Genomic DNA, 25,068 nt, shown 5'->3' with positions numbered 1-25,068 from the left:
CTTGGAGGGCCGACCACTTCAGCGCATATAACTACATCATGGCTACCACTACGCCAGTATCCGGGAAACCCCGCACCGCCCGCCTGTCGCTTGCTGCATGGCAACAGTTCATCAATGTGGCCAAACCTTATTGGCTGGAAGGGGAAAGGAAAAAAGCCTGGGCCCTGCTGTTGCTGCTGATCGTACTGATGCTGCTCGAGACGAAATTCGCCGTCATGTTGAACAACCAGGCCGGCGACATGACGTCGGCCTTGGCGGCCAGGGATGGCCCCCGTTTCTGGGCGACGGTGCGGGCCTGCCTGTTCGTGCTGGCATTCGCGGTGCCGATCTACGCGTTTTATTACTACATGCGTGATTTGTACGCCAACCACTGGCGGCGCTGGCTCACCAGCCGTTTCCTCGACGGTTACCTGAAAGGCCGCAAGTACTATGCGCTGGGCACGGACAGCGAGATCGATAATCCGGACCAGCGGATCAGCGAAGACATCAACACGTTTACCGGCCGCTCGATCCACTTCCTGCTGATCTTCCTGGGCTCGATCATGCAGCTGGTGGCATTCAGCACCGTGCTGTGGTCGATTTCGCATTTGCTGGTCGGCGTGCTGGCGGTCTATGCGCTGCTCGGCACGACGATTGCCCTCTACGTGTTTGGCAACCCGCTGATCCATTTGAATTTCTGGCAGTTGCGGCGTGAAGCGGACTTCCGTTTCAGCCTGATGCGCTTGCGTGAAAATGCCGAATCGATTGCCTTTTACCGGGGCGAAGCTCAGGAACGGGCGCACATCGACAGTAAATTCGACAAGGTCATCAACAACTTCGCCAAGCTGATCAGAAAGCAGCGCTCCCTGAACCTGTTCCAGCGCACCTTTAGCCAACTGACGCTGGTATTGCCAAGCGTACTGTTGGCGGAGCGCGTCCTGTCCGGTGAATTGGAAGTCGGGCGGGCGGTGCAGGCGGCTGGCGCATTTACTGCCGTACTTGGGGCCGTGGCAGTCATCGTCGATAACTTCGAGAGCCTGAGCCGTTTTGTGGCGGGTATCAGCCGCCTGCAAGCGTTGTCAGACCTGGTGCTGCCGCGTGCGGAGCCCGATGCCGCTGCCAGCGATACGCCATGTATCGCCCGGCGCCAGGCGCACCACTTCGCGCTGGAATCCGTCACGCTGCAGCCACCTCAATCAGAGCGGGTACTGATCAAGGAATTGAGCCTGGTATTAAAGCCGGGCGACGCCCTGCTGATTACCGGCGACAGTGGCTGCGGCAAGAGTTCGCTGTTGCGTGCCATTGCCGGCTTATGGCAGGCCGGCAGCGGTACGATTCATCATCCGCCGCTGGAAGAGTGCTTCTTCCTGCCCCAGCAGCCGTACCTGCAATCCGGCTCGCTGCGCAGCCAGCTGATTTATCCCAGCGAGGAGTCGAGCCTGGATGACGAAGCATTGCTGGACATCTTGCAGCAAGTGCACTTGCCGCACCTGGCCGAGCGCATGGGCGGCCTGGATGCCGTGCGGGATTGGGAAAAGCTGCTGTCGGTGGGCGAGCAGCAGCGGCTGGCGTTTGCCCGCGTACTGGTGCATGCGCCCCGCACGGTGATTCTCGATGAAGCAACCAGCGCGCTGGACAGCGGCAATGAAGCGTCGCTGTATGCGCGTCTGCGCAACAGCGGCGCCACGCTGATCAGTATTGCCCACCGTCCTGCCGTGCTGCGCTATCACACCCATGTGCTGCAGTTGATGGGGGAGGGGAAGTGGGCACTGCATGACGCCAAAGGTTTTCAGTTTGATGCGCCGGCACAGCCGCATCGTTCCGCAACGCCAGTGCAGGCATCCGCGTCCGTGGCGCATTTCCCAGTGTTGCATGGCTGAGCATCGACGCCAGCAGACCGGGACAGGGCGGGAAAGCAGCCGTTATTAGTGGATAGCGCAAATTAGTAAAACCGGAAATCCGCGGCACATACTGCTCTGTCTTACACTTGCACGCCTCGGTGATGCTCGCCGCCGCGCCATTTGCGCATGTACGGCTGCACGAACAGCCAAAGCCCCGACAGCAGCATCAGGAACAGCGGCGGCAGCGGCGCATACGTAATCCACGGCGATGGCTCGCCCCCATGCATGGCGCGTGCCGCGAAGTTCGCCACCACCGTCAGCGTGAAGACGATGGACAGCCAGCGGTGGCTTTGCCGTATCCAGTCAGGCCGGTTCATTGCGCCTCCCGCTTCGCTGACGCCTCAATCATTTTCCAGCCGTTGCCGGACGGATCACGGAAGCCCGCATCGACCTTGCCGTAGCGGTCCATCGGCGGCTGCGTGAATTCCACGCCTCTGGCCAGCAGGCGGTCATATGCTGCACGGCAGTTGTCCACGGTGAGGACCAGGGGCGGCATGGCGCCTTTCGCCACCATTTCATTGAGGGTCTGCGCGGTGGCGGCGTCGTGCACCGGTGGCCCGGGTTTGAACAGGCCCAGCTGGAACGACGGCTGGTCGGGATGTTGTACCGTCAGCCACCGGTAGTTGCCGTTTTGAACGTCGGTATGAACGAGAAATCCCAGCTTGCCGACATAGAACGCCAGCGCTTCGTCCTGGTCGCGCACGTAGATACCAGCCACATTGATACTTTGAGTCATATCGCCTCCTTGGATTGAGGCTACAGTTTGCCAGCGGCTTTGTTGCGCCGCTTCTCCAAAACTGCGGTGTTGAGGTCTGGCCGCTGTGCGCTGCGCGTGACGCACTCGGGAATGTGCGCCTGGGTCTGCGGCAACGAGCGTTCGTGTGTCCGCAACTCGCCGGGGCTGGCGCCCGTGATGTCGCGGAAAATGCGGCCAAAGGTGCCAACGCTGGTCCAGCCGGTTTGCAGCGCGATGTCGATGATCGGCAAATCCGTGTCGCGCAGCAGTGCGGTGGCGCGCTCGATACGGCGGGTCAGCAGGTAACGGTGAGGGGGCAAGCCGAATGCTTTTTTGAATTCGCGCGCAAAGTAAGCTTCGGAGACTACGCTGACTTCCGCCAGGCGCGCTATGGGCCACTCTTCATGGGGGGCGCCATCCATTCTGTCCTTCGCGCGCAATAAACGCCGCAGCAGCAGGGGGCTTTGGGGCATCGAATCCTCGTGTTCAACCGGTGTACGGACTGTTTAAATTCTGCCAGAAAGCATCAACGCCACCCGAAGGTGGCGTTGACGAATTCTTGGTGGCCAGGGGCGGAATCTTACCACCGACACAAGGATTTTCAGGCCAGAGGCAGTTACCCAGCTTCCATTGCTGCCTCGATGAGGTCGAAATCATGGTCAGAGATTTCAAACAGCCCAAAACGCAGTTGATACCCCCAGTTCTTCCGCCCTGCGGAAAATTCTAACCGGGAGAGTAGCGGGACGATCGAGGTCTCGTTCGCTTCAAGCCATCGTACGTCCCGCCGGAAGGGACAGAATCCGTCGCCCATATCCACTTGGTAGGGCTCGCCGGCCAGTACCTTCCCCATGGCTGTGAAGGACTTAAGAGGGCGACGCTCTCCCAAGCGCTCCGTCGGCGAATAGTACACCACCATGTCGCCCGGGCGGATGCGCCTCAGTGGCGGTTCCTTGCCGTGGCAGACCTGCATGAAACCCATGGCTCTGCCCAAGCGGACATGCTGCGCTGACGCTACCGCGATCCAGTTCCGGTTCATGGCTGGTTCGGGGCGAATACGCGCAGCCGATGGCCATCCGGATCGAGGCCGACGAAGGTGTAGCCGAAATCCATCCGTGTTGGAGCCTGGGCAATGACGATGCCTTTGCCTATCCAATGGAGGTGGCGTTCGTTCACGGTGGCGTCGCTTTCCACCGCGAAGGCCAGTTCGCCGCCTCCCGCGCCACCTGCCGCCTTCGGGGCGACGGTATCCTGAGCCCAGAGACCGAGCATCATGCCGTTTTCCAAGGCGAACATGGCAAATGTGGGGGATGCCTCGACCGGCTGGGTTCCCAGGAGGTCTGCATAGAATGCAGCGCTGGCGGTCGGGCTGCCGACATAGAGGAGCAGGAAATTGGGATGTTGCATGAAGTCTCCGATAGGTAAAGGTTAGTCACGGATCGGCTGCCGGTTGGGCAGTGGCCAATCCATGTTTCCTATCGTATTCGGCTGAACTGACAGATTCTGTCAGCAGTCGAACTACTGGGCCGGAACGGGAATGCCCCGGTACGAGGACTTCACGCCGCACAAACAAAAACGCCAACCTGGATGGGTTGGCGTCTTCGCTAAGTATTCTTGGTGGCCCGGGGCGGAATCGAACCACCGACACAAGGATTTTCAGTCCTCTGCTCTACCAACTGAGCTACCAGGCCAAGAGCCAGCTATTATAGCGGGTCTTTGGCAGATTGCAAGGTGATTGTAGAAAATTTTAAATTTAACAATCCCGACCGCCGTGCAGGCCCTCTGCCCGCGCACAGGGTAGGCCCCTATATAATGCGGGGCATGAATAATCCCACCACCACCACCCGGCGCCAGCGCAGCGGCATTTGCATAGTCGGCAATGGCGCAGTCGCCAAGGCGGCGGCGCTCGGATTCGCACAGTCCGGGCAGAGCGTTACGCTGCTCAGCCCTCCGGCGCCAACGCAACCACTGGCCGCGAGCAGCAGCTGGGATGTGCGCGTCTATGCGCTCAACCACACGGCATACAACCTGTTGTCCTCTCTGAAAGTGTGGGGGGCGCTCGATGCAGCCCGCGTCGCGCCGGTCGACGCCATGCAGGTGTACGGCGACGGCGTGCAGGCCGGCGGCTTGAATTTCGATGCCTATGGCGCGCATGCGGGCACGCTGGCGTGGATTGTTGAAGATTCGAATTTGAACCAGGCGCTCGATGCGGCGCTGCGTTTTGCCAGTAATGTCACGATGGTGTCCGGCAAAGTCGTTGAACTGCAGTGCGGCGTTGACTGCGCCGCAGTGAAGCTGGCCGACGGCACGGCCATCGAGTCGGACCTCGTGATTGGCGCCGACGGCGCGGAATCGTGGGTGCGCGGCCAGTGCGACATCGGTATGGATTACCGCTCGTATGGCCAGCGCGCCATCGTCACGAACTTCCACTGCGAGCGCCCGCACCACGGCGTGGCCCACCAGTGGTTCACGGGCGAAGAGGGCATCGTGGCGCTGTTGCCGTTGCCGGGCGATATGGTGTCGCTGGTGTGGTCGGCGCCGGAAGCGCTGGCCGCATCGCTGGCCGATAAACCAGCCGCCGTGCTGGCGGAGCGCCTGTCGCAATATGCGCACGACAAGCTGGGAAAATTGACACCGGTACAGCCGGAACTGGTGCGCGCTTTCCCGTTGCGCCTGATGCGGCCCCATTCGATGGTGGCCAGCCGCGTGGCGCTGGTGGGCGATGCGGCGCACGTCGTGCACCCGCTGGCAGGCCATGGCATGAACCTGGGCTTTGGCGACGTGGCTGACCTGGTGCGCATCATCTCCGAACGCGAATCGCACCGGGGCATAGGCGATGAGCGCGTGCTGGCCCGCTATGCGCGCGCGCGCAAGGAAGATGTGCTGTTAATGCAACTGGCGACCGATGGACTGGAGCGCCTGTTCGGTATCGGCTTCGAGCCGGTGCGCGTAGTGCGTAATTTAGGATTAAACTTGTTGGACAAATTGCCGGTATTAAAGCGCCGGCTGATTTCCCATGCCCTAGGAAAGAATCCATGAAACTCAGTAAGACTGCAGTATTAGTCGCATCGGCCCTGATGGCGGCCTGTGTTGGCGCCGAAACGTCTGTCGAAGCCACGATCAAGAAAAACATCGAGCCGCGCTTAAATGGCGCCAAAGTCGAAGGCGTCAAGGAAACGCCGTACGCCGGCCTGTATGAAATCCGCATTGGCGGCGATGTGCACTACACGGACAAAACCGGTACGTATCTGTTCATGGGCCAGATTATCAATCTGAAAACCCAGACTAACGTGACGCAGGAACGCGTCGATGAACTCAACAAGATCAAGTTCTCCGACCTGCCGCTGGAAATGGCGCTGAAGACCGTCAAGGGCAACGGCAAGCGCGTGATCGCGATTTTCGAAGATCCGAATTGCGGCTATTGCAAGCGCTTCCGCCAGAATACGCTGAAGGACGTGGACAACATCACGATCTACACGTTCATGTACAACATCCTGTCGCCGGATTCGTTCACCAAGTCGAAAAACATCTGGTGCGCATCGGACCGCAACAAGGCGTGGGATGACTGGATGGTGTCCGGCAAGGTTGCACCCGTGGCGCCGGCCGGCTGCAGCACGCCGAACGATGAAGTGCTGGCGCTGGGCCAGAAACTGCGCATCAACGGTACGCCGAATATCTTCTTTGCCGATGGCAGCCGAGTGCCCGGCGCCATCGACCTGAAAGCGCTGGAAGCCAAACTGGCGACAGTAAAGCAGTAAGCCGTAGTTCAGTGTTATCCGGGGGCCGCAAATGCGGCCCAAGTTCTATTTGTGCGTATTGAGTTCGTAACGAGTTCGTAACGAGTTCGTATTGATTCCTAACGAGGGAGTGAGCCGATGATCACCTTGAATATCAATGGACGCGACATGCAGGTGGATGCCGATCCATCCACGCCTATCCTGTGGGCGCTGCGTGACAACCTGAATATGACCGGCACGAAATTCGGCTGCGGCGCTGCCTTGTGCGGCGCGTGCACCGTGCACCTGGACGGCGCGCCGATCCGTTCCTGCATCACGCCGATTTCCTCCATCCAGCCTGGCCAGAAAATCACCACCATCGAAGCGATGGAAGCGGACCGTATCGGCAAGGCGGTACAGGATGCGTGGGTCAAGCACGATGTGCCGCAATGCGGCTATTGCCAGAGCGGCCAGGTGATGAGCGCCACGGCGCTGCTGCGCACGAATAAAAAACCGACGGACGCCGACATCGACAACGCCATGAGCGGCAATATTTGCCGATGCGGCACGTACCAGCGCATCCGCGCCGCCATCAAGGACGCCGCTAAAACCATCGCCTGAATTGCCACCACGGGAGGAATACCATGCGTAAAGAATGGATCAATCAAGAAGTGGCAGGCAGTGAAACCGGCGTACTGGCGCCGGTAGCCGAAGCAATGGCGGCGCAGGGCGGCAGCGGCGTGTCGCGCCGCACGTTCATGAAAGCCGCGGCAGGCACCGGCCTGGTGCTGGGCTTCTTTGTCAGCGCGGGCGGCCGTTTCGCTCAGGCGCAGCAGCCTGCAAAGCCCGTCTATCAACCGAACGCCTTCCTGCGCATTGCGCCCGACAATACCATTACCGTGCTAGTGAACCGGCTGGAATTCGGCCAGGGCGTGCAAACGGCGCTGCCTATCCTGATCGCGGAAGAACTGGATGCGGACTGGGCGCAAATGCGCAGCGACCTGGCGCCGGCCGGCGACGCGTACAAAGACCCGAACTTCGGCATCCAGATGACGGGTGGCTCGAACACGGTGCGCAACTCGTGGCAGCAATACCGTGAAATCGGCGCCCGCGCCCGCGCCATGCTGGTGGCCGCAGCGGCCGATGCGTGGAAAGTCAGCCCGGACCAGGTCAAAGCATCGAAAGGCATGCTGACGGGACCGGCCGGCCAGAAAGCGTCGTATGGCCAGATGGCCGATGCGGCCATGAAGCAGGCCATGCCGGAAACCGTCAAACTCAAGGATCCGAAAGACTTCACCTTGATCGGCAAACCCGTGCCGCGCCTCGATGCGCGCGCCAAATCCACCGGCGCCCAGCAATTCGGCATGGATTTCAAGCCGGCCAATACAAAAGTGGCCGTGGTGGCGCGCCCGCCCGTGTTTGGCGCAAAAGTCGCCAAGCTGGATGCGTCGAAAGCCAAAGCCATTCCCGGCGTGATCGACGTGCTGGAAGTGGCGACGGACCGTGGCGGCCGTGGCGTGGCGGTGATCGGTACAGGCTACTGGCCTGCCAAACAAGGCCGCGATGCGCTCAGCGTGCAGTGGGATACGTCCGGCGCCGACAAGGTCGATAGCAAAAAGCAGATGGCGGAATTCCGCGCACTGGCGCAAAAGGCAGGCTTGCCGGCGAAGACTGCCGATATGTCGAAGATGAAGGGGGCGGCGAAAAAAATCTCTGCCGTGTATGAATTCCCGTACCTGGCGCATGCACCGATGGAACCGCTGAACTGCGTGATTGATTTGCGTGCGGACAGCTGCGAAGTGTGGGCCGGTTCGCAATTCCAGACTTTTGACCAGATGGCGGTGGCGCGCACGGTCGGCATGAAGCCGGAACAGGTGACGTTGCATACGATGATGGCTGGTGGCGGCTTTGGCCGCCGCGCTGTGCCGACGTCGGACTATATCGTGGAAGCGGCAAACCTGGCAGCAGCGTACAAGGCCGCCGGCAAATCCGGTCCGCTGAAAGTCATCTGGAGCCGTGAAGACGATATCAAGGGCGGCTACTACCGTCCGTCGCACGTGCACCGTGCGGAAATCGGCCTCGATGCCAAGGGCAACATCATCGCGTGGGACCACACGATCGTGGGCCAGCCGATTATCGTCGGCACGCCGTTCGAACAATTCATGGTGAAGAATGGCGTCGATTCCACGATGGTGGAAGGCATGGGCGAACCATATGACGTGCCGATGAATTTGACCGTGCATAACGTCAAAGCCAATGTGCCCGTGCTGTGGTGGCGCTCCGTCGGTTCCACGCATACGGCGTTTGTCATGGAAACCTTGATCGATGAAGCGGCGCATGCGGCAAAGATGGACCCGGTCGCCTACCGCAAAAAGCTCATCGATCCGAAGCACGCCCGCGTGCATGCGGCGCTGGACCTGGCGGTCGAAAAGTCCGGCTATGGCAAGAAGACGTTGCCGAAAGGGCAGGCGTGGGGCGTGGCGGTGCACGAATCGTTCAACACCGTGGTGGCGTACGTGGTGACGGCGTCGATGAAGGGCAATACGCCGAAGCTGCATACCGTGACGGCGGGCGTGCATTGCAATACAGCCGTCAATCCGCTGACGATTGCGGCCCAAGTACAGGGCGCCGCGCTGATGGGATTGGGTATGACGTTGCCGGGGGCTGCAGTGACGCTGACCGATGGCGTCGTGGACCAGCAAAACTTCAGCGACTACACGGTGGCGCGCATGCCGGACATGCCGGAAGTAACCGTGCACATCGCGCCATCGACGGAACCGCCAACCGGCATGGGGGAACCTGGCTTGCCGCCGCTGGCGCCGGCCTTCGCCAATGCCATCGCCAAACTGTCGGGCAAGCGCTTGCGCAAGCTGCCGTTTGACGTGGCGGCTGCCACGAAAGCGTAACAGGCATGGGGAGCGCATCCGGAGGCATCATTGGCATCTTGCTGGCCGCAGGCCGGGGCAGCCGTTTTGATCCTTCGGGTGCGCAGAATAAATTGTTGCAGTCATTGGATCCCGTCATCCCCGCGCAGGCGGGGACCCATGCTGAGGCTATGCCGCCAGCGCGGTCCGTCGTGTCCACCAGCGCATCGAACTTGTTGCGCATCCTGCCCCGCGTCATCGCCGTCGTCCGCCCCGGCGCCGAAGCCGTGGCCGCGGAACTGTCCAGCCTCGGATGTGAAGTCGTGATTTGCGATCAGGCCGATACCGGCATGGCCGCCTCATTGGTCTGCGCACTGGGCCAGGCGCCAGACGCCGATGGCTGGATCGTCGCACTGGGCGACATGCCCCGCGTCGCCCCCGGCACCATACTCTCGTTACAATACGCACTGGCACAGGGCGCAGGCATTGCCGCGCCCATGTACCGGGGCAAACGCGGCAACCCCGTCGGGTTCAGCCGCCAGTATTTGCCGCAGTTGCTGGCGCTGCAAGGCGACCAGGGCGCGCGCGGCATCCTCAGGCAATATCCGGTACAAGAAGTGGACGTGGACGATGCGGGCATCCTGCAAGACATCGACACGCCAGGCGACTTGCACCAACAAGGACAACCATGAAGAAGACTGTACAAAAACCGGGCGTCAGCTACGCCATCGTCGGCAAGGATTTGCCGGGCCATATTTTCCATGTGACGCTGACCGTGCATGAACCGGATCCTCAGGGACAGGTGCTGGCCTTGCCGGCCTGGATCCCTGGCAGCTACATGATCCGCGAATTCTCGCGCAACATCGTGCAAATCCGCGCGCAGTCCGATGGCCAGCCGGTCAAGCTGGCCAAGGTGGACAAGCACACGTGGCGCGCAGCCCCGGTCAAGGGCGAACTGGTGGTCGAGTACGAAGTCTATGCGTGGGATTTGTCCGTGCGCGCCGCGCACATGGACCGCACGCACGCGTTTTATAACGGCACCAGCGTATTCCTGCGCGTAGCCGGGCAGGAAGATGGTCCGCACATCGTCGACATCCAGCGCCCGCAAGATGCGGCGGCAAAAACGTGGCGCGTGGCCACGTCGCTGCCGGAACTGAAAGCCAAGCGCTATGGCTTCGGCACGTATATCGCCGCCAATTATGATGACCTGGTCGATCACCCTGTGGAAATGGGCGACTTCCAGATGGCCACGTTCAAGGCGCACGGCGTGCCGCACGATATCGTGTTCACCGGCAAAGTGCCGAACCTGGACCTGGCGCGTTTGTGCGCGGACTTGAAAGCCATTTGCGAAACACAGATCGCTTTCTTCGAACCGAAGACGAAGAAAGCGCCGATGGACCGCTATGTGTTCATGACCATGGTGGTGGGCGATGGCTATGGCGGCCTGGAACACCGCGCTTCGACGGCGCTGGTGTGTGCGCGTGCCGACTTGCCGACCACCGCCAGCCGTGCCGGTGGCAAAGAAAAAGAACTGAGCGAAGGCTACATCAAGTTCCTCGGCCTGTGCAGCCACGAATACTTCCACACGTGGAACGTCAAGCGCATCAAGCCCGCCGTGTTTGCGCCATATGACCTCAACGTGGAAAATTACACGCCGCTGCTTTGGCTGTTTGAAGGCGGCACCAGCTACTACGACGACTTGATGCTGGTCCGCGCCGGCATCATCACGGAAGCCGCATACTTCAAGATGCTGGGCAAAACCGTGGGCGGCGTGCTGCGCGGCGCGGGGCGCCTGAAGCAAAGCGTGGCCGATTCCAGCTTCGATGCATGGGGCAAGTACTACCGCCAGGATGAAAATGCACCGAATTCCATCGTCAGCTATTACACCAAGGGTTCGCTGGTGTGCATGGCGCTGGACTTGACGATCCGCGCCAAGACCAATGGCAAGAAGTCGCTGGACGACATGATGCAGGCGCTGTGGCAGCGCTATGGCCGCGATTTTTATGAAGGCGCTGCGGCTGGCCGTGGCGTCACGCCGGCCGAAGTGGAAGCATTGGCCGATGAAATTTGCGGTGCGAAGCTGAAGCCATTCTTTGACCGCTACGTGCGGGGCACGGAAGATTTGCCGCTGGCGAAATTGCTGGCGCCATTCGGCGTCAAATACAGCGACCAGCGCAAGCCGGACAAGCCCAGCCTGGACGTGAACCTGGGCCGCGACGGCGCGGACTGCAAGCTGTCCGCCGTACACGAAGGCGGCGCCGCGCACCAGGCCGGCCTGTCGGCAGGCGACCTGCTGGTGGCCATCGATGGCTTGCGCGCCATGCCGGGCAACGTCGACGCGTTGCTGTCCCGTTATGCGGTGGGCGACACGGTGGAAGTGCATGCTTTCCGCCGCGATGAATTGCAGACCTTCAGCGTGACCTTGCAGGGGGAGCGTATTCCTGCGGTGACCTTGTCGCTGGACCCGGCCGGCAAGAAGTCGACAGGCCCGCTGCGCCCGAGCGCTGACCGCTGATCCGGAGTAGCTGTACAAGGTGATTTCGCTCGACCCGAAGACTGTGTTGTTCATGACGACGCTGATGAGCGTCGCCATGGCCATCGTCATGTACTCTGCGCACGCGAACTTCGGCAAGGAAGTCAAAGGACTGGACCGCTGGGCCATGGGCTTGCTGGCGCTGGTGGGCGGCGGCGTGACCTTCATGCTGCGCGATTACTTGCCGCAAACGCCGCTGCTGCTGGCCACGAATTTCCTGTTGTTTGCGGGCCTGGGCCTGTCGATGATCGGTACGCAAGAGTTTTTTGGCCGTCCGCCCGCATGGCGCGTTTACTGGGGCATCGTGGCGGCCGGTTTCGCGCTGGTCGCCTGGTTCTTCGTAGTCCGGCCCGACTTCGCTGCCCGTTTGACAGTCGTTTCCGCCTTCGTGTTTTACTTTTACGCGGAACAGGCGCGCCTCGTGTGGCGCTATGGCACATCGCATTTTTCCACCCGTTTCTTTGGCACGCTGATCACGATCCAGGCGCTGGTGGTGCTGGTGCGTTTTGGGATGGCGTTGCGCGCGATGGTGTCGCACATCGACCTGATACGCGATAACACTGTCACCAGCATTTATATGGGCATCGGCAATTTCATGGCGCTGATGCTGACAGTGGCGTTCATGACGATGGCGACGCGCCGATTGCAAACCATCCTGGAACAGCGCTCTACGCACGACCCGCTGACAGGCGTATTGAACCGGCGCGGCTTTGCACTGTTTTATGAATACCAGCGCTTGCAAATGCGCCGTGCGGGGAAGCCGATGACGTTAATGGAGATCGATATCGACCACTTCAAAGCCGTCAACGACCGCTTTGGCCATATGGTAGGGGATAAAGTGCTGGCGCACGTGGCGCGCGCCGTGCGTGAAACATTGCGCGAAACGGATGATGTCGCACGTTTCGGCGGCGAGGAATTCATCGTGCTGCTGCCAGATTCGGATGAGCGCAATGCCATGCTGGCGGCGGAACGTATCCGCGATGCCTTGCGCAGGTTCGCGGATATTCAGTTGCCAATGGTGACAGTCAGCATCGGCATCGGCTGCCATGCGTCGGATGAGGAATCGCTGGATGCGCTGCTGGCGCGGACGGATGCGGCGTTATACCGCGCCAAGCAAAACGGCAGGGACAGAGTCGAATTGGCGACGTAGGGCGTCAGGCAAAGAGGCGCTGCAATTCTTGGCCTGGATCCTGCGCGCGCATAAACGCTTCACCGACCAGGAAACTGTGCACATCCGCATCGCGCATGCGCTTGACGTCGGCCGGCGTCAAAATCGCCGACTCCGTAATCACCATGCGGTCAGCAGGAATGCGCGGCAGCAGATTCAGCGTGGTATCCAAGGTCACTTCAAACGTGCGCAAATTGCGGTTGTTAATGCCGATCAAATTCGACTTCAGCTTCAGCGCCGCTTCCAGTTCATCGCCGTCGTGCGATTCAATCAGCACACCCATGCCCAGCTCATGTGCGCACGCTTCCATCTCGGCCATCAAGCCGTGATCCAGCGCTGCCACGATCAGCAAAATGCAATCTGCGCCCATCGCGCGGGCTTCATAGATCTGGTACATATCGACCATGAAATCCTTGCGCAGCACGGGGATATTGCACGCGGCGCGCGCCTGCTTCAGGTAGTCTTCGGAACCCTGGAAATACTGCGCATCTGTCAGTACGGACAGGCACGCGGCGCCATGGCTGGCATAGCTGGCGGCGATTTCAGCAGGGCGGAAGTCCGCGCGGATCACGCCTTTCGATGGCGACGCTTTTTTTACTTCTGCAATCACGGCAGGCTGGCCCGCTGCGATCTTGCCGCGCATCGATGCTTCAAAGCCGCGCAGGCCCGCGCGCAATTCCGCATTGCTTTCCACGTCGGCGCGCAGGCTCGTAAAGCTGCGGTATTTTTTTGCCGCGGCCACTTCATCTGCCTTGGTGGCCAGGATTTTATTGAGGATATCGGACATGATGATTTCTTAGTGTTGTTCAGACAGCGCCAGCCGCGCTCCCAGTGCGACAAACAGGCTGCCCGTAATACGGTTCAGCCAGAGCGCCACCAGCGGCTTGACCTTCAGGCGTGCGCTGGCAAATGCCGTGAACAGGGCCAAACCGTTACACCACAACATGCTGTTGAAGTTAAAGATGCAGCCCAGTAGGAAAAATGCCGCTGCCTTGTTGGGCGAGTCAGCCGAAATGAATTGCGGCACAAAGGCCAGGAAAAACAGCGCGACTTTGGGATTGAGCACATTGGTCAGGAAACCCTGCGCAAAGATGCGGTGATAGGGCGCCGGCGCCGGCGCGGCCTTTGGCGCCAGCGAAGCGGCTTCGCCTTTCAGCCTGGCGCGCAGCATGCCGATGCCCATCCACACGATATAGGCAGCGCCTATCCACTTGACCAGATTAAAGGCGGTGGCCGATGCGGCGAGCAGCGCTGAAATCCCGACAGCGGCAGCTGTCACGTGCACCATGGTGCCGGCGCCAACGCCCAGTGCGGCGGCGCAGCCGGCGCGCCAGCCCTGCGTCGCACTGCGCGCCATGATAAGCAGGGAGTCCGGGCCTGGCATGATATTGAGCAGCAGCCCTGAAATGATGAACAGGGTCAGGTCGTGGATGCCGTACATGACTGGCCCCTTTACGCTGCTTCCGCAGCCAGCTTTTGCGTGATGGTGACGAATTGCTCGACCTTGGCCAGCGCCGCGCCTGACGTAATGGCGGCGCGGGCTTTCGCCAGGCCGTCTTCGATTGAAGATGCCACGCCTGCCGCATACAGCGCCGTCCCCGCATTCAGCGCCACGATATCGTAAGCCGGTCCCGGCTCGCCGCGCAGCGCTTCAAACATCTTGGCTTTGGATTCCGCCGCATCGGCCACCTTCAGGTTACGGCTGGCGATCATGGGCAGGCCGAAGTCTTCCGGATGGATTTCATATTCGCGGATTTCACCGTTCACCAGTTCGCCGACCATGGTGGCGGCGCCCAGCGACACTTCATCCATATTGTCTTTGCCGTACACGACGAGCGCATGCTGTGCGCCGAGGCGCTGCAATACGCGCACCTGGATACCGACCAGGTCAGGGTGGAACACGCCCATCAAAATGTTCGGTGCGCCGGCCGGATTGGTCAGCGGCCCGAGAATGTTGAAGATCGAGCGCACGCCCAGTTCGCGGCGCACCGGCGCCACGTGCTTCATGGCGGAGTGGTGGTTCGGTGCAAACATGAAGCCGATGCCCGTCTGCGCGATCGATTGCGCAATCTGTTCTGGTTTCAGGCTGATGGATGCGCCCAACGATTCAATGACGTCAGCCGAACCGGATGACGACGATACGCTGCGCCCGCCATGCTTCGCCACGCGGGCGCCGGCGGCTGCCGCGACAAACATCGCAGTGGTCGAGATATTGAACGTGTGCGCGCCGTCGCCGCCGGTGCCGACGATGTCGAGCAGGTTGGTGGTGTCGGCCATCGGCACTTTGGTGGCGAATTCGCGCATCACCGTGGCGGCGGCGGCGATTTCGCCAATGGTTTCTTTTTTCACGCGCAAGCCCATGGTCAGGGCGGCGATCATGACGGGCGACATTTCGCCGGACATGATTTGGCGGAACAAGTGCAGCATTTCGTCGTGGAAGATTTCACGGTGTTCGATGCAGCGCAGTAAAGCTTCCTGGTGCGTGATCTGGTGCGTAGGTTTCTGGGTCGCAGGCATGGCTATTCCTTCGTCATTCGTATGATGAAAGCGGATCAGGGTCTGGTTTTAAAACGCGCGCCGGTTAAAACGCGCGGGGCATCAAACCCGGTCCAGGAAGTTCTTCAACAGGGCGTGTCCATGTTCGGACAAGATCGATTCAGGGTGGAATTGCACACCCTCGATATCGTAGTCCTTGTGGCGCACGCCCATGATCTCGCCATCATCAGTCCACGCAGTGACTTCCAGGCAGGAAGGCAGCGACGCGCGCTCGATGGCCAGCGAGTGGTAACGGATTACCGTGAAGGGGCTGGGCAAATCTTTGAAGACGCCCACACCCGTATGCGCGATGACAGAAGTTTTGCCATGCATGACTTGTTTGGCGCGGATGACTTTCCCGCCAAAGGCTTCGCCAATGGCCTGGTGGCCGAGGCATACGCCGAGAATAGGTTTCTTGCCGGCGAAGTGTTTCAGTACGTCGATGGAGATCCCGGCCTGGGCCGGATCCTTCGGACCTGGCGAAATGCAGATGCGGTCCGGATTCATCGCTTCGATTTCCGCGATGGTGATTTCATCATTGCGGTGCACGCGCACCTCTTCGCCCAACTCGCCGAAATACTGCACGATGTTGTAGGTGAAGGAGTCGTAGTTGTCGATCATCAGCAGCATCTTAGAACTCCCCATCCAGGCCATCTTGCACTTGCTCGGCAGCGCGCAGCACGGCGCGCGCCTTGTGTTCAGTTTCCAGCCATTCCATTTCCGGTATCGAGTCGGCTACGATGCCGGCTGCCGCCTGCACGTACAGCATGCCATCCTTGATGACGCCGGTGCGGATGGCAATGGCCACGTCCATTTCACCGCCGAACGACAGGTAGCCGCACGCACCGCCATAAATGCCGCGCTTGCAGATTTCCAGTTCGTCGATGATTTCCATCGCACGCACTTTCGGCGCACCGGTCAGCGTACCGGCCGGGAAGGTGGCGCGCAGCACGTCCAGGTTGGACATGCCGTCTTTCAGCTTGCCTTCCACGTTCGATACGATGTGCTGCACGTGCGAATACTTTTCAATCACCATCTTGTCCGTGACTTTCACGGAACCGGTTTCCGAAATGCGGCCCAGGTCATTGCGCGCCAGGTCGATCAGCATCACGTGTTCGGCGATTTCTTTTGGATCGGCCAGTAACTCTCGTGCCAGTTCCTCATCGCGGACCAAAGTCGCGCCGCGCGGGCGGGTGCCGGCAATCGGGCGCAACGTGACGGTCTTGCCGCCATCCGGATTGGTTTCGTTGCGGACCAGGATTTCCGGCGATGCGCCAATAATCTGCATGTCGCCGAAATTGTAGAAGTACATGTACGGCGACGGGTTCAGCGAACGCAGCGAGCGGTACAGCGACAGTGGCGCGTCGACGTAAGGCTTGCGCAGGCGCTGGCCGATTTGCACTTGCATCAAGTCGCCCGCCAGCACGTATTCATGCGCGACTTTGACGGCCTTCAGGTAATCTTCTTTGGTGAAATCGCGGATGGTTTCCGTGCGTACCGAAGCGGACGTGACAGGCGCATCGACGCCGCGGCGCAGCAGCGCGCGCAAGTCTTTCAGGCGCTGGCGTGCTTTCGAATACGCTTCCGGCTGTGTGGTGTCGGCATACACGATCAGGTACAGCTTGCCCGTGATGTTGTCGATCACCGCCAGCTCTTCCGTCACCATCAGCTGGATGTCCGGCAAGTTCAAATCATCTTTGGGCGCCGTGTTGACCAGTGTTTTTTCAATGTGGCGCACCGTGTCGTAGCCGAAGTAGCCGGCCAGGCCGCCGCAGAAACGGGGCAGGCCGGGACGCAGCGCGACTTTGAAGCGGGCCTGGTATTGCTCGATGAATTCCAGCGGATTGCCTTCGTGGGTCTCGATGACCTGGCCGTTTTTCAGCACCTCGGTGACCTTGCCGCGGTTGCGCAGCAGGGTGGTGGCAGGCAGGCCGATGAACGAATAGCGGCCGAAACGCTCGCCGCCGACGACTGACTCCAGCAAGAACGTGTTCTTGCCATTGTTTTGGCTCTGGGCCAGTTTCAGGTACAGCGTCAGCGGGGTTTCGAGATCGGCGAATGCTTCCGCGATCAGTGGAATACGGTTGTAGCCTTGCGTGGCCAGCGATTTGAATTCGAGTTCAGTCATGCTTCTCTCCAGGCCGCCATGGACCCACTATGGGTATAGGTATGGCGGGATAGCTTCAAAAAACCTGTCCACTGCGTAGGGATGTGCAGGGACAGCAATCAATGCGGGTCAGTTTGCCCAGGATTGCCAGCGTCGCCACAGCCAGGCCTCAATCGAGCCCCGGTGGGTAACATTGTGTCTTTTGTTGAGAAACATGCTGTGTTCTTGATCTAGGTAGAAGTTCAGAATGCGTCAGTTTGTGGCTGAATTATGCAAGCGAATCAACTTTGCTGCATGCAGCAGCGTGTCAACTATACCATCGGAATCCGTTTCGTGTATAGACTCGCCGTGGTTATAGCCGTATGGCACCGTCAGGACAGGGCAGCCGGCCGCGCGGGCTGCTTGCGCGTCATTCGACGAATCGCCGATGGCCACGACTTGCTGCGGCGCCAGTGCGAAGTCCTCACACACTTGTAAAAGCGGCATCGGGTGCGGTTTTTTCTTTTCCAGCGAATCGCCGCCGTAAATCACGTCGAAGAAGTGCGATAAGCCTTTTTGTTCCAGCAGCGGACGGGCCAGGCCGATCGGCTTGTTGGTCACGCAGGCCAGGCGCAGGCCGTCATCCTGCAATGCCTGCAGGCCGGCTGCCACGTCCGGGTAGTGCGTGGAGTGGTTGCCATTGATGGCGGCATAGTGGCGCTGGTAAGCGTCAAACGCTTGTTCGAAGCGCTGTTCTACTTCGGCTGCGCCGAGGTCGAGCGCCAGGACGTCGCGCACCAGTTTTTCCGACCCTTTGCCGATCATGTCGCGGATTTGCGTGACGGGCGTGGGGCCCAGGTGCAAGTCGGCGCGCATCAGGTTGATGGCGGCGTGGATGTCCAGCACCGTGTCAAGCATGGTGCCGTCCAGGTCAACGATGGCGGCCTTTACGCCGCGCAGGGGAGGCTGGGGAGTAATGGCCGCCGGCATTCAGACGCCTTTCAACTGTTCGCGCATCGCGTCGATGACGGCCTTGTAGTCCGGCTGGCCAAAGATGGCGGAACCGGCCACGAAGGTGTCGGCGCCCGCTTTGGCGGCAGCGGCGATATTGTCGATCTTGATGCCGCCATCGACTTCCAGCAAGATGTCGCGGCCCGATTCATCGATGCGGCGGCGTGCTTCCGCGATCTTGTCCAGCGCGCGCGGAATGAACGATTGGCCGCCGAAGCCCGGGTTGACGGACATAATCAAGATCATGTCGATCTTGTCCATCACGTGGTCCAGGTAGCTCAGCGGCGTGGCTGGGTTGAATACCAGGCCGGCTTTGCAGCCGTTATCGCGGATCAACTGCAGCGAACGGTCGATGTGGTCGGACGCTTCCGGGTGGAAGGTGATGATGTTGGCGCCGGCTTTGGCGAAGTCAGGGATGATGCGGTCGACCGGCTTGACCATCAGGTGCACGTCGATCGGTACTTGCACGTGCGGACGGATCGCCTGGCAAACCAGTGGGCCGACCGTCAAATTCGGCACGTAATGGTTGTCCATCACGTCGAAGTGGATGATGTCGGCGCCGGAAGCGACGACGTTGCGCACTTCTTCACCGAGGCGGGCGAAATCGGCGGACAGGATACTTGGGGCGATACGGAAGGTGGTCATGGCTGGGTCTGATGATGTGTGGATGCCCGGCCTGAAGGCCCGGCACACCAGTTTTCTATAATAAGGATGCGCTATTTTACGCTGACCCTTGCGTGTGCGTCCGATTTGGGGTGCAATGACAGATACACGATAACAATTCGCCATCCTTGCTGGCGAGGAAACATTAACAAGGAAATCCCATGGCATCTTATGAATTCACTGTGTCGGTCAGGACGCAATACCTGCCTGAACAGTCCGATCCCGAACGCACCAATTTCGTGTTCACCTATTCGATCACGATTAAAAATACGGGAACGGTGGCCGCACAGTTAATTTCCCGCCACTGGGTTATCACGGACGCCAACAACCATATCCAGGAAGTGCGCGGCCTCGGCGTCGTCGGGCATCAGCCGCTGCTGCAGCCGGGCGAGCAATTTGAATATACGAGCGGCACCCAGCTGGCCACGCCGCAAGGCTCGATGGTAGGCGAATACTTCTGCGTGGCGGAAGATGGCCATCAGTTCGAAGCGAAAATCCCTGAATTCGTATTGTCGCTGCCGCGCACGCTGCATTAATCTTTGTCCTGCTTTGGCGGCAAAGGCTTTGCCGCCCGCTTCTTTTTGGATGGCATAGTCCACCAGACGATGAACACCAGCAGGAACAGCGCTACAAAAGCTTCCAGATACAAGACCCACATACCGACTCCATGTTTTTGACACGCCGTAGTTTAAACCTTTCCCTTGGCGCCGTCGCGCTGGCCCTTGCAGGTTGCGCCACCCAGGCGCCGCAACCGCAACAACCAGCCCAGCCTCCGCAACAGCCATCCGTTCAGCCGCCGCAAGTGCAGCCGCCCAAGCCTGCCGAACCCGTCAAGCCAGCCGCGATCCAGTTCGTCACCACGACATTTGCTGCACTGCCGGGCTGGGAGCGCGACGATTTGCAGGCCGCGTGGCCGGCATTCATGTCGTCGTGCTCAGTACTGGTCAAGCGCGCAGAATGGAAAGAACCGTGCACGATAGCGCGCCAGGTGAACGGCAAAGATGACAAGGCGATCCGCCTGTTCTTTGAAAGCTTCTTTGAACCGCGCCAGGTGATTGCACCGGATGGCGCCGACACGGGCCTTGTCACCGGTTATTACGAACCGCTACTGCGCGGTTCGCGCAAAAAAGGCGGTCCGTTCCAGACGCCGCTGTACAAGGTGCCGGATGATTTAATCACTGTGGACCTGGCCAGCGTCTACCCGGAATTGAAGGGGATGCGCTTGCGCGGCCGTTTGCAGGGCAAGAAACTGGTGCCTTATCCTACGCGCGAACAAGTCGAGCGTCCGGACTTCAATGGCAAGGAATTGCTGTGGGTCGATGACCCGGTCGAAGCATTTTTCCTGCAAGTGCAGGGTTCCGGCCGCGTGCAACTGGGCGATGAAACTGTGCGCGTCGCGTATGCGGACCAGAATGGCCACCCGTATAAATCCATCGGCCGCTACCTGGTGGAAAAAGGCGAATTGACGGGTGACCAGGCGTCGGCGCAAGGCATCAAGGCGTGGATTGCCGGCCACCCGACGCGCATGGCGGAATTGTTCAATGCGAATCCGTCGTACGTATTCTTCCGTGAAGAAAAACTGCCGGATCCCAAAGTAGGGCCGAAAGGTTCGCTGGGCGTGCCGCTGACGCCGCAGCGTTCTGTCGCGGTCGATGCCTCGCAGTTGCCGCTGGGCGCGCCGGTATTTTTGTCGACCACGCACGCCAACAGCGACATTCCGCTGCAGCGCCTCGTCATGGCGCAAGACACGGGCGGCGCCATTCGTGGCGCCATTCGCGTTGATTACTTCTTTGGCTTTGGTACGGAAGCGGCGGAAAATGCGGGTCGCATGAAGCAAAAAGGCCAGGTGTGGGTCTTGATGCCAAAAGAAGCGCCGCCGTTACCGCAAAACTAAGACGGGCAACGTGGTATGGGCCAGCACCTTTTGTGTTTCGCTGCCCAGGAATAGCTTGTTCAATCCCTTCCTCCCGTGCGACGCCATGACGATGGCGTCGCAGCCGTGTGTTTCCGCTGCTTCCACGATGGCTTCATAGGGGCTGGCGGACATCGACGTCACGGCTTCACAGGGCACGCCGGCAGCCTGGGCTGCTGCGGCCACTTTGTTCACATTGTCTTTGGTGATGTCCAGCATGCGGGCTTCGTACGTGCCCATGTCAGGCACGGCGATGCCGGTATCGCCCATCGGGACAAACGGGTAAGGTTGCAGCACGCTGATGGCGACAATCCGGCCGCCATGTTTGCGCGCCAAATCGATGACGGTGGCGGTGGCTTTGGCAGACAAGTCCGAGCCATCCGTAGGAAACAAGATATTGTTAAACATGGCCAACTCCTGATGCTGATCGTTGGTCCCAGTGTAGGCATGACCTTTTAACGCGGGCGCACGCTACGGATATGCGGTGACAGAATCAGCGCCGCCGCCAGGGCAATGCCGATGGCGCCGACACAGCCCATGCCTGTCCGCACGCCATATCGGTCGGCAATGGCGCCCGCGGCCAATGCACCCAGCGGTCCCATGGCAATGGTCAGGAAGCGCATGGTGGAAATAATGCGGCCCATGTAGGCATCCGGTGTCGCGTGGGCGCGCATGGATGAGTAAGAAATGAACAGCAGCATGACGCCGCAATCGTAGATAAACACCAGCCCCGCAAACGCGGCAGCGCTGGCCAGCGGTGAGCCGAACCAGTTGGCGGGAATGGCAGGGATGAAGGCAAAGCCCGCCATGATCGTCATGCTGATGCCTGTCAACATGGTTTTGCCGGGGCCGAAGCGGCGTGTCATGGGTTTGATCAGCATGGAACTGGCCAGCATGCCCAGTCCGCCCAGCATTTGCGTGACACCCAGCCAGCCCGGCGTCATCCCCAATTCCCTTGTCGCCAGCAAGATTTGCAGTGATGAAAAGCCGTAAAACAGCATGTGCCACAAGCCGATGCCCCACGCAAACGTGCGCAGCAGCGGCGTATTCCAGATGAAGGCAAAGCCTTCGCGGATATCACGCAGCGGGTGTTTTTCCGATGGGACCGGCGCAGGTTCTTCCACTTTGGTTTGGCGCAAATTCCATGCGGATAGCAGGAAGCTGGCGGCATTGACGAAGACTGCGTAGGGCGCCGTCAGCCATTGGATCAGCAAACCCGCCAGGCCAGGGGCAATCAGGCGCGACGTGGAATCGGTCATGGTGAACTTGGATTGCGCGTCGATCAGCTTGTCGCGGCCGACAATCGCCAAGACAAAGATCTGTTCCGCGCCGCCGCCAATGATGGCGCACGTGTGGAAAATCAATGTCACCACATACAGCCACGGCATCGACAGCATGCCCTGCCACCATGCCAGCGGAATACTGGCCAAGGTTAATCCCTGCATGATTTCGCACGCCAGCAAGATCGGCAGTTTGCGGCGCCGGTCCAGCCATACGCCGGCCGGCAAGGAAAACAGCAGCGCAGGTAAGGCTTGGCAAGTGGCCACGATACTCATTTGCCCTGGCGTCGCATTTAACAGCATGGCGGAACAGAGCGGGATGGCCAGCGAGCTGACTTGCGCGCCGAAGCTGTTAAGGACGCTGGAGAACCAGTAGCGCAGAAATGCCGCATTGCTGAGCAGCGGATCTTTGCTGAAAGCTGTGGCAAGGTAGCGTTGTATGGCGGTAATCATTTCGGGGCAAATAATAACAGTGCAACATCAAGAACCGCTAAAATCGCGCGGTATCGCTTTCCACATATAGAGGAGTCGTCCATGCAATATGAAGACCTGATCGTAGAAACCCATGGCCGTGTGGCCCTGATCCGCTTGAACCGTCCGAAAGCGCTGAATGCGCTGAATGACCGCATGATGAATGAATTGGGCGATGCATTCGCCAAGCTCGATGCGGATCCGGCTATCGGCTGCTTCATCCTGACGGGCAGTGAAAAAGCGTTTGCGGCGGGCGCGGACATTGCCGCCATGGCCGATTACACGTACCAGGACACGTACCGCGACAACTACATCACCCGCAACTGGGAACACATCTTGAAAGTGCGCAAGCCGGTGATTGGCGCGGTGGCGGGCTTTGCATTGGGTGGCGGCTGCGAGCTGGCCATGATGTGCGACTTCCTGATTGCGGCCGACAGCGCCAAGTTTGGCCAGCCGGAAATCAAAGTGGGCGTAACGCCAGGCGCTGGTGGCACGCAGCGTTTGCCGCGCGCGATTGGCAAATCGAAAGCCATGGATTTGCTGTTGACTGCCCGCATGATTGATGCGGCAGAAGCGGAGCGCATTGGGCTGGTGTCGCGCGTGGTGCCGGCTGACAAGCTGATTGAAGAAACGCTGGCGGTGGCAACGCAAATCGCTTCGATGTCGGTTTCGGTGGCCATGCAGATCAAGGATGCCGTGAACCGCGCCTTTGAAACTACGCTGACGGAAGGCGTCAACTATGAGCGCCGCCTGTTCCAGGCAGCATTCGGTACGCCCGCACAGCGCGAAGGCATGCACGCTTTCCTGGAAAAGCGGGCGCCTAATTTCGAGGGTCTGTAATACCGGGAGGGCCGCCATCCCCGATGGCGGCTTACAACTCGCTGCTACCTCGCGCGATGCGGAACGATCTCATACTATCGGATATTAAAACCGTAGTTATTCCGCGGCACTGGAGAGGATTTCTTTCAGTGCCGCCGCCAGCAATTCGCACTCGTCGTGCGTGCCTATGCTGATGCGCAAGTGATGCTGGGCGCCGGGCTGGCTCAAGTGGCGCACCAGGATGGCCCGTTCGCGCAACGCGGCAGCCAGTTTGCCGGCAGCCATTTGCGGGTGCTGGACGAACAGGAAGTTTGTGGCTGATGGCGTGACATCGAAACCCAGCGCCTGCAATTGCGCGGCCAGCCGTTCCCGGCTGGCCATCAGCTGCGCGCGCTTTTCCTGGAAATACGCTTCATCTTGCAGCGACGCCGTGGCGCCGGCAATCGCGACCCGGCTCAACGGGTAAGAGTTAAAACTGTTCTTGACGCGCTCCAGTCCGGCAATCAAATCCGGATGGCCGATGGCGTAGCCGACGCGCAGTCCTGCCAGCGAACGGGATTTCGAGAAGGTGTGGACTACTAATACGTTTGGATATTTTTGCGTGAGCGGGATCGATGTTTCACCGCCGAAGTCCACATACGCTTCATCGACCAGCACGACGCAATCCGGATGCGAACGGACGATGTGTTCGACTTCGGACAGGGCAAGCGGTAAGCCGGTCGGCGCATTGGGGTTGGCAAATACGATGCCGCCGCAGGGGCGGTCATAGCTGGTGGCGACGATGCCTTTGGTGTCGCTCAGCGGCACCGTTTCATATTGAATGCCATACAGGCCGCAATAGACTGGGTAAAAACTGTAAGTCAGGTCCGGCATCAGCAATGGCAAATCCTGGCAAAAGAATGCCTGGAATGCGTGGGCCAGAACTTCATCGGAGCCATTGCCCGTGAAAACCTCCGCCGGCGTCACTTTGTAATACGCGGCAATCGCTTCTTTCAAGCGGGTGGCGTCGGGATCTGGATACAGGCGCAGCTTGTCGCTGGTTTCTTCCCGCATTGCCGCTAATACGGCAGGCGACGGGCCGTAAGGGTTTTCGTTGGTGTTCAGCTTGGTGAGATTGGTAATGCGGGGTTGTTCACCAGGTACGTAAGGCTTCAAGTCCTTGACGCGGGGACTCCACAACTTGCTCATTTCATCATTTCCAAAAGTTAAGGGCTGCGACTAGGATGCCATATTCGGCCTTGCAAGGTTAGAAGGGCTTTGATATAGTTCTGTCCCCGCAGCGCTGCGACGGTTTGAAAACGAAACAGCGATGCAAACGAGGGGTTGACGGATATCAGGAAACACTAGATAATCTCGCTTCTCTGCTGCTGACGAACACAACGCTTCGTCGATATCGA

The 25,068-nt window shown here is 59.9% G+C and carries 27 protein-coding genes and 1 tRNA gene; 11 read left to right on the top strand and 17 right to left on the bottom strand.

Going from position 1 to position 25,068, the window contains the following annotated elements:
* The first annotated feature begins 38 nt into the window (after nucleotides 1-38).
* A complete protein-coding gene (locus GM668_RS29075; RefSeq protein WP_170305908.1) occupies nucleotides 39-1,859 on the top strand; it encodes an ABC transporter ATP-binding protein/permease in 1,821 nt (606 codons plus the stop codon).
* Nucleotides 1,860-1,960: 101 nt separating this feature from the next.
* Here GM668_RS29075 and GM668_RS29070 read toward each other — a convergent pair whose 3' ends face one another.
* The 6 genes from GM668_RS29070 to GM668_RS29045 all read right to left on the bottom strand — a co-directional run bounded on the left by GM668_RS29070 (nucleotide 1,961) and on the right by GM668_RS29045 (nucleotide 4,304).
* Nucleotides 1,961-2,197, bottom strand: a complete 237-nt coding sequence (locus tag GM668_RS29070) for a hypothetical protein (RefSeq protein WP_155442472.1) — start codon at nucleotides 2,195-2,197, stop codon at nucleotides 1,961-1,963.
* Complete coding sequence (locus GM668_RS29065) at nucleotides 2,194-2,616, bottom strand: VOC family protein (RefSeq protein ID WP_155442471.1); 423 nt, start codon at nucleotides 2,614-2,616, stop codon at nucleotides 2,194-2,196. Before GM668_RS29065 ends, GM668_RS29070 begins: the two co-directional genes overlap by 4 nt.
* Nucleotides 2,617-2,636: 20 nt before the next feature.
* Nucleotides 2,637-3,089, bottom strand: a complete 453-nt coding sequence (locus tag GM668_RS29060; protein WP_155442470.1) for a helix-turn-helix transcriptional regulator — start codon at nucleotides 3,087-3,089, stop codon at nucleotides 2,637-2,639.
* A 143-nt stretch (nucleotides 3,090-3,232) separates the two neighbouring features.
* Nucleotides 3,233-3,652: an EVE domain-containing protein gene (locus tag GM668_RS29055; protein ID WP_155442469.1), complete on the bottom strand. Its 420-nt coding sequence runs from the start codon at nucleotides 3,650-3,652 to the stop codon at nucleotides 3,233-3,235.
* The gene (locus tag GM668_RS29050; protein ID WP_155442468.1) at nucleotides 3,649-4,020 is read right to left on the bottom strand and encodes a VOC family protein; all 372 of its coding nucleotides are present in this window, start codon (nucleotides 4,018-4,020) and stop codon (nucleotides 3,649-3,651) included. Before GM668_RS29050 ends, GM668_RS29055 begins: the two co-directional genes overlap by 4 nt.
* Nucleotides 4,021-4,228: 208 nt before the next feature.
* A tRNA-Phe gene (locus tag GM668_RS29045) sits at nucleotides 4,229-4,304 on the bottom strand.
* Nucleotides 4,305-4,434: 130 nt separating this feature from the next.
* Here GM668_RS29045 and GM668_RS29040 point away from each other — a divergent pair.
* The 7 genes from GM668_RS29040 to GM668_RS31655 all read left to right on the top strand — a co-directional run bounded on the left by GM668_RS29040 (nucleotide 4,435) and on the right by GM668_RS31655 (nucleotide 12,876).
* Nucleotides 4,435-5,652, top strand: coding sequence for a UbiH/UbiF family hydroxylase (locus GM668_RS29040; protein WP_155442467.1), 1,218 nt, complete (start codon nucleotides 4,435-4,437; stop codon nucleotides 5,650-5,652).
* Nucleotides 5,649-6,371: a DsbC family protein gene (locus GM668_RS29035; RefSeq protein ID WP_155442466.1), complete on the top strand. Its 723-nt coding sequence runs from the start codon at nucleotides 5,649-5,651 to the stop codon at nucleotides 6,369-6,371. The genes GM668_RS29040 and GM668_RS29035 overlap by 4 nt, the downstream gene beginning before the upstream one ends.
* 117 nt (nucleotides 6,372-6,488) lie before the next feature.
* Nucleotides 6,489-6,950 (top strand): (2Fe-2S)-binding protein, encoded by a 462-nt coding sequence (locus tag GM668_RS29030; RefSeq protein WP_155442465.1) that lies wholly within the window; start codon nucleotides 6,489-6,491, stop codon nucleotides 6,948-6,950.
* 23 nt (nucleotides 6,951-6,973) lie between these two features.
* Nucleotides 6,974-9,235 carry a xanthine dehydrogenase family protein molybdopterin-binding subunit gene (locus GM668_RS29025; protein ID WP_155442464.1) on the top strand — a complete coding sequence of 754 codons (2,262 nt, stop codon included), beginning with the start codon at nucleotides 6,974-6,976 and terminating at the stop codon, nucleotides 9,233-9,235.
* 5 nt (nucleotides 9,236-9,240) lie between these two features.
* Entirely contained in the window at nucleotides 9,241-9,885 is a 645-nt protein-coding gene (locus tag GM668_RS29020) for a nucleotidyltransferase family protein (protein WP_155442463.1), read from the top strand.
* The gene (locus tag GM668_RS29015) at nucleotides 9,882-11,708 is read left to right on the top strand and encodes a M61 family metallopeptidase (protein ID WP_155442462.1); all 1,827 of its coding nucleotides are present in this window, start codon (nucleotides 9,882-9,884) and stop codon (nucleotides 11,706-11,708) included. Before GM668_RS29020 ends, GM668_RS29015 begins: the two co-directional genes overlap by 4 nt.
* Before the next feature lie 19 nt (nucleotides 11,709-11,727).
* Nucleotides 11,728-12,876: a GGDEF domain-containing protein gene (locus GM668_RS31655; RefSeq protein ID WP_155442461.1), complete on the top strand. Its 1,149-nt coding sequence runs from the start codon at nucleotides 11,728-11,730 to the stop codon at nucleotides 12,874-12,876.
* Nucleotides 12,877-12,880: 4 nt separating this feature from the next.
* On the opposite strand, the gene trpC is transcribed toward GM668_RS31655, so the two are convergent.
* The 7 genes from trpC to rpe all read right to left on the bottom strand — a co-directional run bounded on the left by trpC (nucleotide 12,881) and on the right by rpe (nucleotide 19,171).
* Entirely contained in the window at nucleotides 12,881-13,681 is an 801-nt protein-coding gene (gene trpC / locus GM668_RS29005) for an indole-3-glycerol phosphate synthase TrpC (protein ID WP_155442460.1), read from the bottom strand.
* A 9-nt stretch (nucleotides 13,682-13,690) separates the two neighbouring features.
* Nucleotides 13,691-14,335, bottom strand: coding sequence for a LysE family translocator (locus tag GM668_RS29000; protein WP_155442459.1), 645 nt, complete (start codon nucleotides 14,333-14,335; stop codon nucleotides 13,691-13,693).
* 11 nt (nucleotides 14,336-14,346) lie between these two features.
* The gene (trpD, locus tag GM668_RS28995; protein ID WP_155442458.1) at nucleotides 14,347-15,411 is read right to left on the bottom strand and encodes an anthranilate phosphoribosyltransferase; all 1,065 of its coding nucleotides are present in this window, start codon (nucleotides 15,409-15,411) and stop codon (nucleotides 14,347-14,349) included.
* 81 nt (nucleotides 15,412-15,492) lie between these two features.
* Nucleotides 15,493-16,059, bottom strand: a complete 567-nt coding sequence (locus GM668_RS28990) for an anthranilate synthase component II (RefSeq protein ID WP_155442457.1) — start codon at nucleotides 16,057-16,059, stop codon at nucleotides 15,493-15,495.
* A 1-nt stretch (nucleotide 16,060) separates the two neighbouring features.
* Nucleotides 16,061-17,557: an anthranilate synthase component I gene (trpE, locus tag GM668_RS28985; protein ID WP_155442456.1), complete on the bottom strand. Its 1,497-nt coding sequence runs from the start codon at nucleotides 17,555-17,557 to the stop codon at nucleotides 16,061-16,063.
* A gap of 231 nt (nucleotides 17,558-17,788) precedes the next feature.
* Entirely contained in the window at nucleotides 17,789-18,505 is a 717-nt protein-coding gene (locus GM668_RS28980) for a phosphoglycolate phosphatase (protein WP_155442455.1), read from the bottom strand.
* Nucleotides 18,506-19,171, bottom strand: a complete 666-nt coding sequence (gene rpe, locus GM668_RS28975) for a ribulose-phosphate 3-epimerase (protein WP_154374666.1) — start codon at nucleotides 19,169-19,171, stop codon at nucleotides 18,506-18,508.
* Nucleotides 19,172-19,350: 179 nt separating this feature from the next.
* Here rpe and apaG point away from each other — a divergent pair, with 179 nt between their 5' ends.
* On the top strand, nucleotides 19,351-19,725 hold the full coding sequence (apaG, locus tag GM668_RS28970) for a Co2+/Mg2+ efflux facilitator ApaG/CorD (RefSeq protein ID WP_155442454.1): 375 nt from the start codon (nucleotides 19,351-19,353) through the stop codon (nucleotides 19,723-19,725).
* Here the strand turns inward: apaG and GM668_RS31485 are convergent.
* Entirely contained in the window at nucleotides 19,722-19,847 is a 126-nt protein-coding gene (locus tag GM668_RS31485; RefSeq protein ID WP_260115632.1) for a hypothetical protein, read from the bottom strand. The two genes, apaG and GM668_RS31485, sit on opposite strands and share 4 nt — an antisense overlap.
* A gap of 9 nt (nucleotides 19,848-19,856) precedes the next feature.
* Here GM668_RS31485 and mltA point away from each other — a divergent pair, with 9 nt between their 5' ends.
* Entirely contained in the window at nucleotides 19,857-21,083 is a 1,227-nt protein-coding gene (gene mltA / locus GM668_RS28965) for a murein transglycosylase A (protein WP_155442453.1), read from the top strand.
* Here the strand turns inward: mltA and GM668_RS28960 are convergent.
* The gene (locus tag GM668_RS28960) at nucleotides 21,069-21,509 is read right to left on the bottom strand and encodes a universal stress protein (protein ID WP_155442452.1); all 441 of its coding nucleotides are present in this window, start codon (nucleotides 21,507-21,509) and stop codon (nucleotides 21,069-21,071) included. The genes mltA and GM668_RS28960 overlap by 15 nt on opposite strands.
* A 47-nt stretch (nucleotides 21,510-21,556) precedes the next feature.
* The gene (locus GM668_RS28955; RefSeq protein WP_155442451.1) at nucleotides 21,557-22,834 is read right to left on the bottom strand and encodes an MFS transporter; all 1,278 of its coding nucleotides are present in this window, start codon (nucleotides 22,832-22,834) and stop codon (nucleotides 21,557-21,559) included.
* An 81-nt stretch (nucleotides 22,835-22,915) separates the two neighbouring features.
* Here GM668_RS28955 and GM668_RS28950 point away from each other — a divergent pair, with 81 nt between their 5' ends.
* On the top strand, nucleotides 22,916-23,692 hold the full coding sequence (locus tag GM668_RS28950) for an enoyl-CoA hydratase (RefSeq protein ID WP_155442450.1): 777 nt from the start codon (nucleotides 22,916-22,918) through the stop codon (nucleotides 23,690-23,692).
* 96 nt (nucleotides 23,693-23,788) lie between these two features.
* Here the strand turns inward: GM668_RS28950 and hisC are convergent, their stop codons facing one another.
* Entirely contained in the window at nucleotides 23,789-24,859 is a 1,071-nt protein-coding gene (gene hisC / locus GM668_RS28945) for a histidinol-phosphate transaminase (RefSeq protein ID WP_155442449.1), read from the bottom strand.
* Between the last annotated feature and the right edge of the window lie 209 nt (nucleotides 24,860-25,068).

Source organism: Pseudoduganella ginsengisoli, assembly GCF_009720865.1.
Lineage (GTDB): Bacteria > Pseudomonadota > Gammaproteobacteria > Burkholderiales > Burkholderiaceae_D > Rugamonas > Rugamonas ginsengisoli.
Note: the sequence above shows the minus strand (reverse complement) of the source record. Positions and strands in the feature narration are given on the sequence as shown.

Excerpts from the sequence above, each read along its gene's own strand:
- apaG (WP_155442454.1), top strand. The coding sequence starts at position 19,351 with ATGGCATCTTATGAATTCACTGTGTCGGTCAGGACGCAATACCTGCCT.
- mltA (WP_155442453.1), top strand. The coding sequence starts at position 19,857 with ATGTTTTTGACACGCCGTAGTTTAAACCTTTCCCTTGGCGCCGTCGCG.
- GM668_RS29055 (WP_155442469.1), bottom strand. The coding sequence starts at position 3,652 with ATGAACCGGAACTGGATCGCGGTAGCGTCAGCGCAGCATGTCCGCTTG.
- GM668_RS28990 (WP_155442457.1), bottom strand. The coding sequence starts at position 16,059 with ATGCTGCTGATGATCGACAACTACGACTCCTTCACCTACAACATCGTG.
- GM668_RS29065 (WP_155442471.1), bottom strand. The coding sequence starts at position 2,616 with ATGACTCAAAGTATCAATGTGGCTGGTATCTACGTGCGCGACCAGGAC.
- trpD (WP_155442458.1), bottom strand. The coding sequence starts at position 15,411 with ATGCCTGCGACCCAGAAACCTACGCACCAGATCACGCACCAGGAAGCT.
- GM668_RS29060 (WP_155442470.1), bottom strand. The coding sequence starts at position 3,089 with ATGCCCCAAAGCCCCCTGCTGCTGCGGCGTTTATTGCGCGCGAAGGAC.
- GM668_RS29075 (WP_170305908.1), top strand. The coding sequence starts at position 39 with ATGGCTACCACTACGCCAGTATCCGGGAAACCCCGCACCGCCCGCCTG.
- GM668_RS31485 (WP_260115632.1), bottom strand. The coding sequence starts at position 19,847 with ATGTGGGTCTTGTATCTGGAAGCTTTTGTAGCGCTGTTCCTGCTGGTG.
- GM668_RS29070 (WP_155442472.1), bottom strand. The coding sequence starts at position 2,197 with ATGAACCGGCCTGACTGGATACGGCAAAGCCACCGCTGGCTGTCCATC.
- trpC (WP_155442460.1), bottom strand. The coding sequence starts at position 13,681 with ATGTCCGATATCCTCAATAAAATCCTGGCCACCAAGGCAGATGAAGTG.
- GM668_RS29035 (WP_155442466.1), top strand. The coding sequence starts at position 5,649 with ATGAAACTCAGTAAGACTGCAGTATTAGTCGCATCGGCCCTGATGGCG.
- trpE (WP_155442456.1), bottom strand. The coding sequence starts at position 17,557 with ATGACTGAACTCGAATTCAAATCGCTGGCCACGCAAGGCTACAACCGT.
- GM668_RS28960 (WP_155442452.1), bottom strand. The coding sequence starts at position 21,509 with ATGTTTAACAATATCTTGTTTCCTACGGATGGCTCGGACTTGTCTGCC.
- GM668_RS29015 (WP_155442462.1), top strand. The coding sequence starts at position 9,882 with ATGAAGAAGACTGTACAAAAACCGGGCGTCAGCTACGCCATCGTCGGC.
- rpe (WP_154374666.1), bottom strand. The coding sequence starts at position 19,171 with ATGACCACCTTCCGTATCGCCCCAAGTATCCTGTCCGCCGATTTCGCC.
- GM668_RS28950 (WP_155442450.1), top strand. The coding sequence starts at position 22,916 with ATGCAATATGAAGACCTGATCGTAGAAACCCATGGCCGTGTGGCCCTG.
- GM668_RS29030 (WP_155442465.1), top strand. The coding sequence starts at position 6,489 with ATGATCACCTTGAATATCAATGGACGCGACATGCAGGTGGATGCCGAT.
- GM668_RS28955 (WP_155442451.1), bottom strand. The coding sequence starts at position 22,834 with ATGATTACCGCCATACAACGCTACCTTGCCACAGCTTTCAGCAAAGAT.
- GM668_RS29050 (WP_155442468.1), bottom strand. The coding sequence starts at position 4,020 with ATGCAACATCCCAATTTCCTGCTCCTCTATGTCGGCAGCCCGACCGCC.
- GM668_RS29025 (WP_155442464.1), top strand. The coding sequence starts at position 6,974 with ATGCGTAAAGAATGGATCAATCAAGAAGTGGCAGGCAGTGAAACCGGC.
- GM668_RS29040 (WP_155442467.1), top strand. The coding sequence starts at position 4,435 with ATGAATAATCCCACCACCACCACCCGGCGCCAGCGCAGCGGCATTTGC.
- GM668_RS29020 (WP_155442463.1), top strand. The coding sequence starts at position 9,241 with ATGGGGAGCGCATCCGGAGGCATCATTGGCATCTTGCTGGCCGCAGGC.
- GM668_RS29000 (WP_155442459.1), bottom strand. The coding sequence starts at position 14,335 with ATGTACGGCATCCACGACCTGACCCTGTTCATCATTTCAGGGCTGCTG.
- GM668_RS28980 (WP_155442455.1), bottom strand. The coding sequence starts at position 18,505 with ATGCCGGCGGCCATTACTCCCCAGCCTCCCCTGCGCGGCGTAAAGGCC.
- hisC (WP_155442449.1), bottom strand. The coding sequence starts at position 24,859 with ATGAGCAAGTTGTGGAGTCCCCGCGTCAAGGACTTGAAGCCTTACGTA.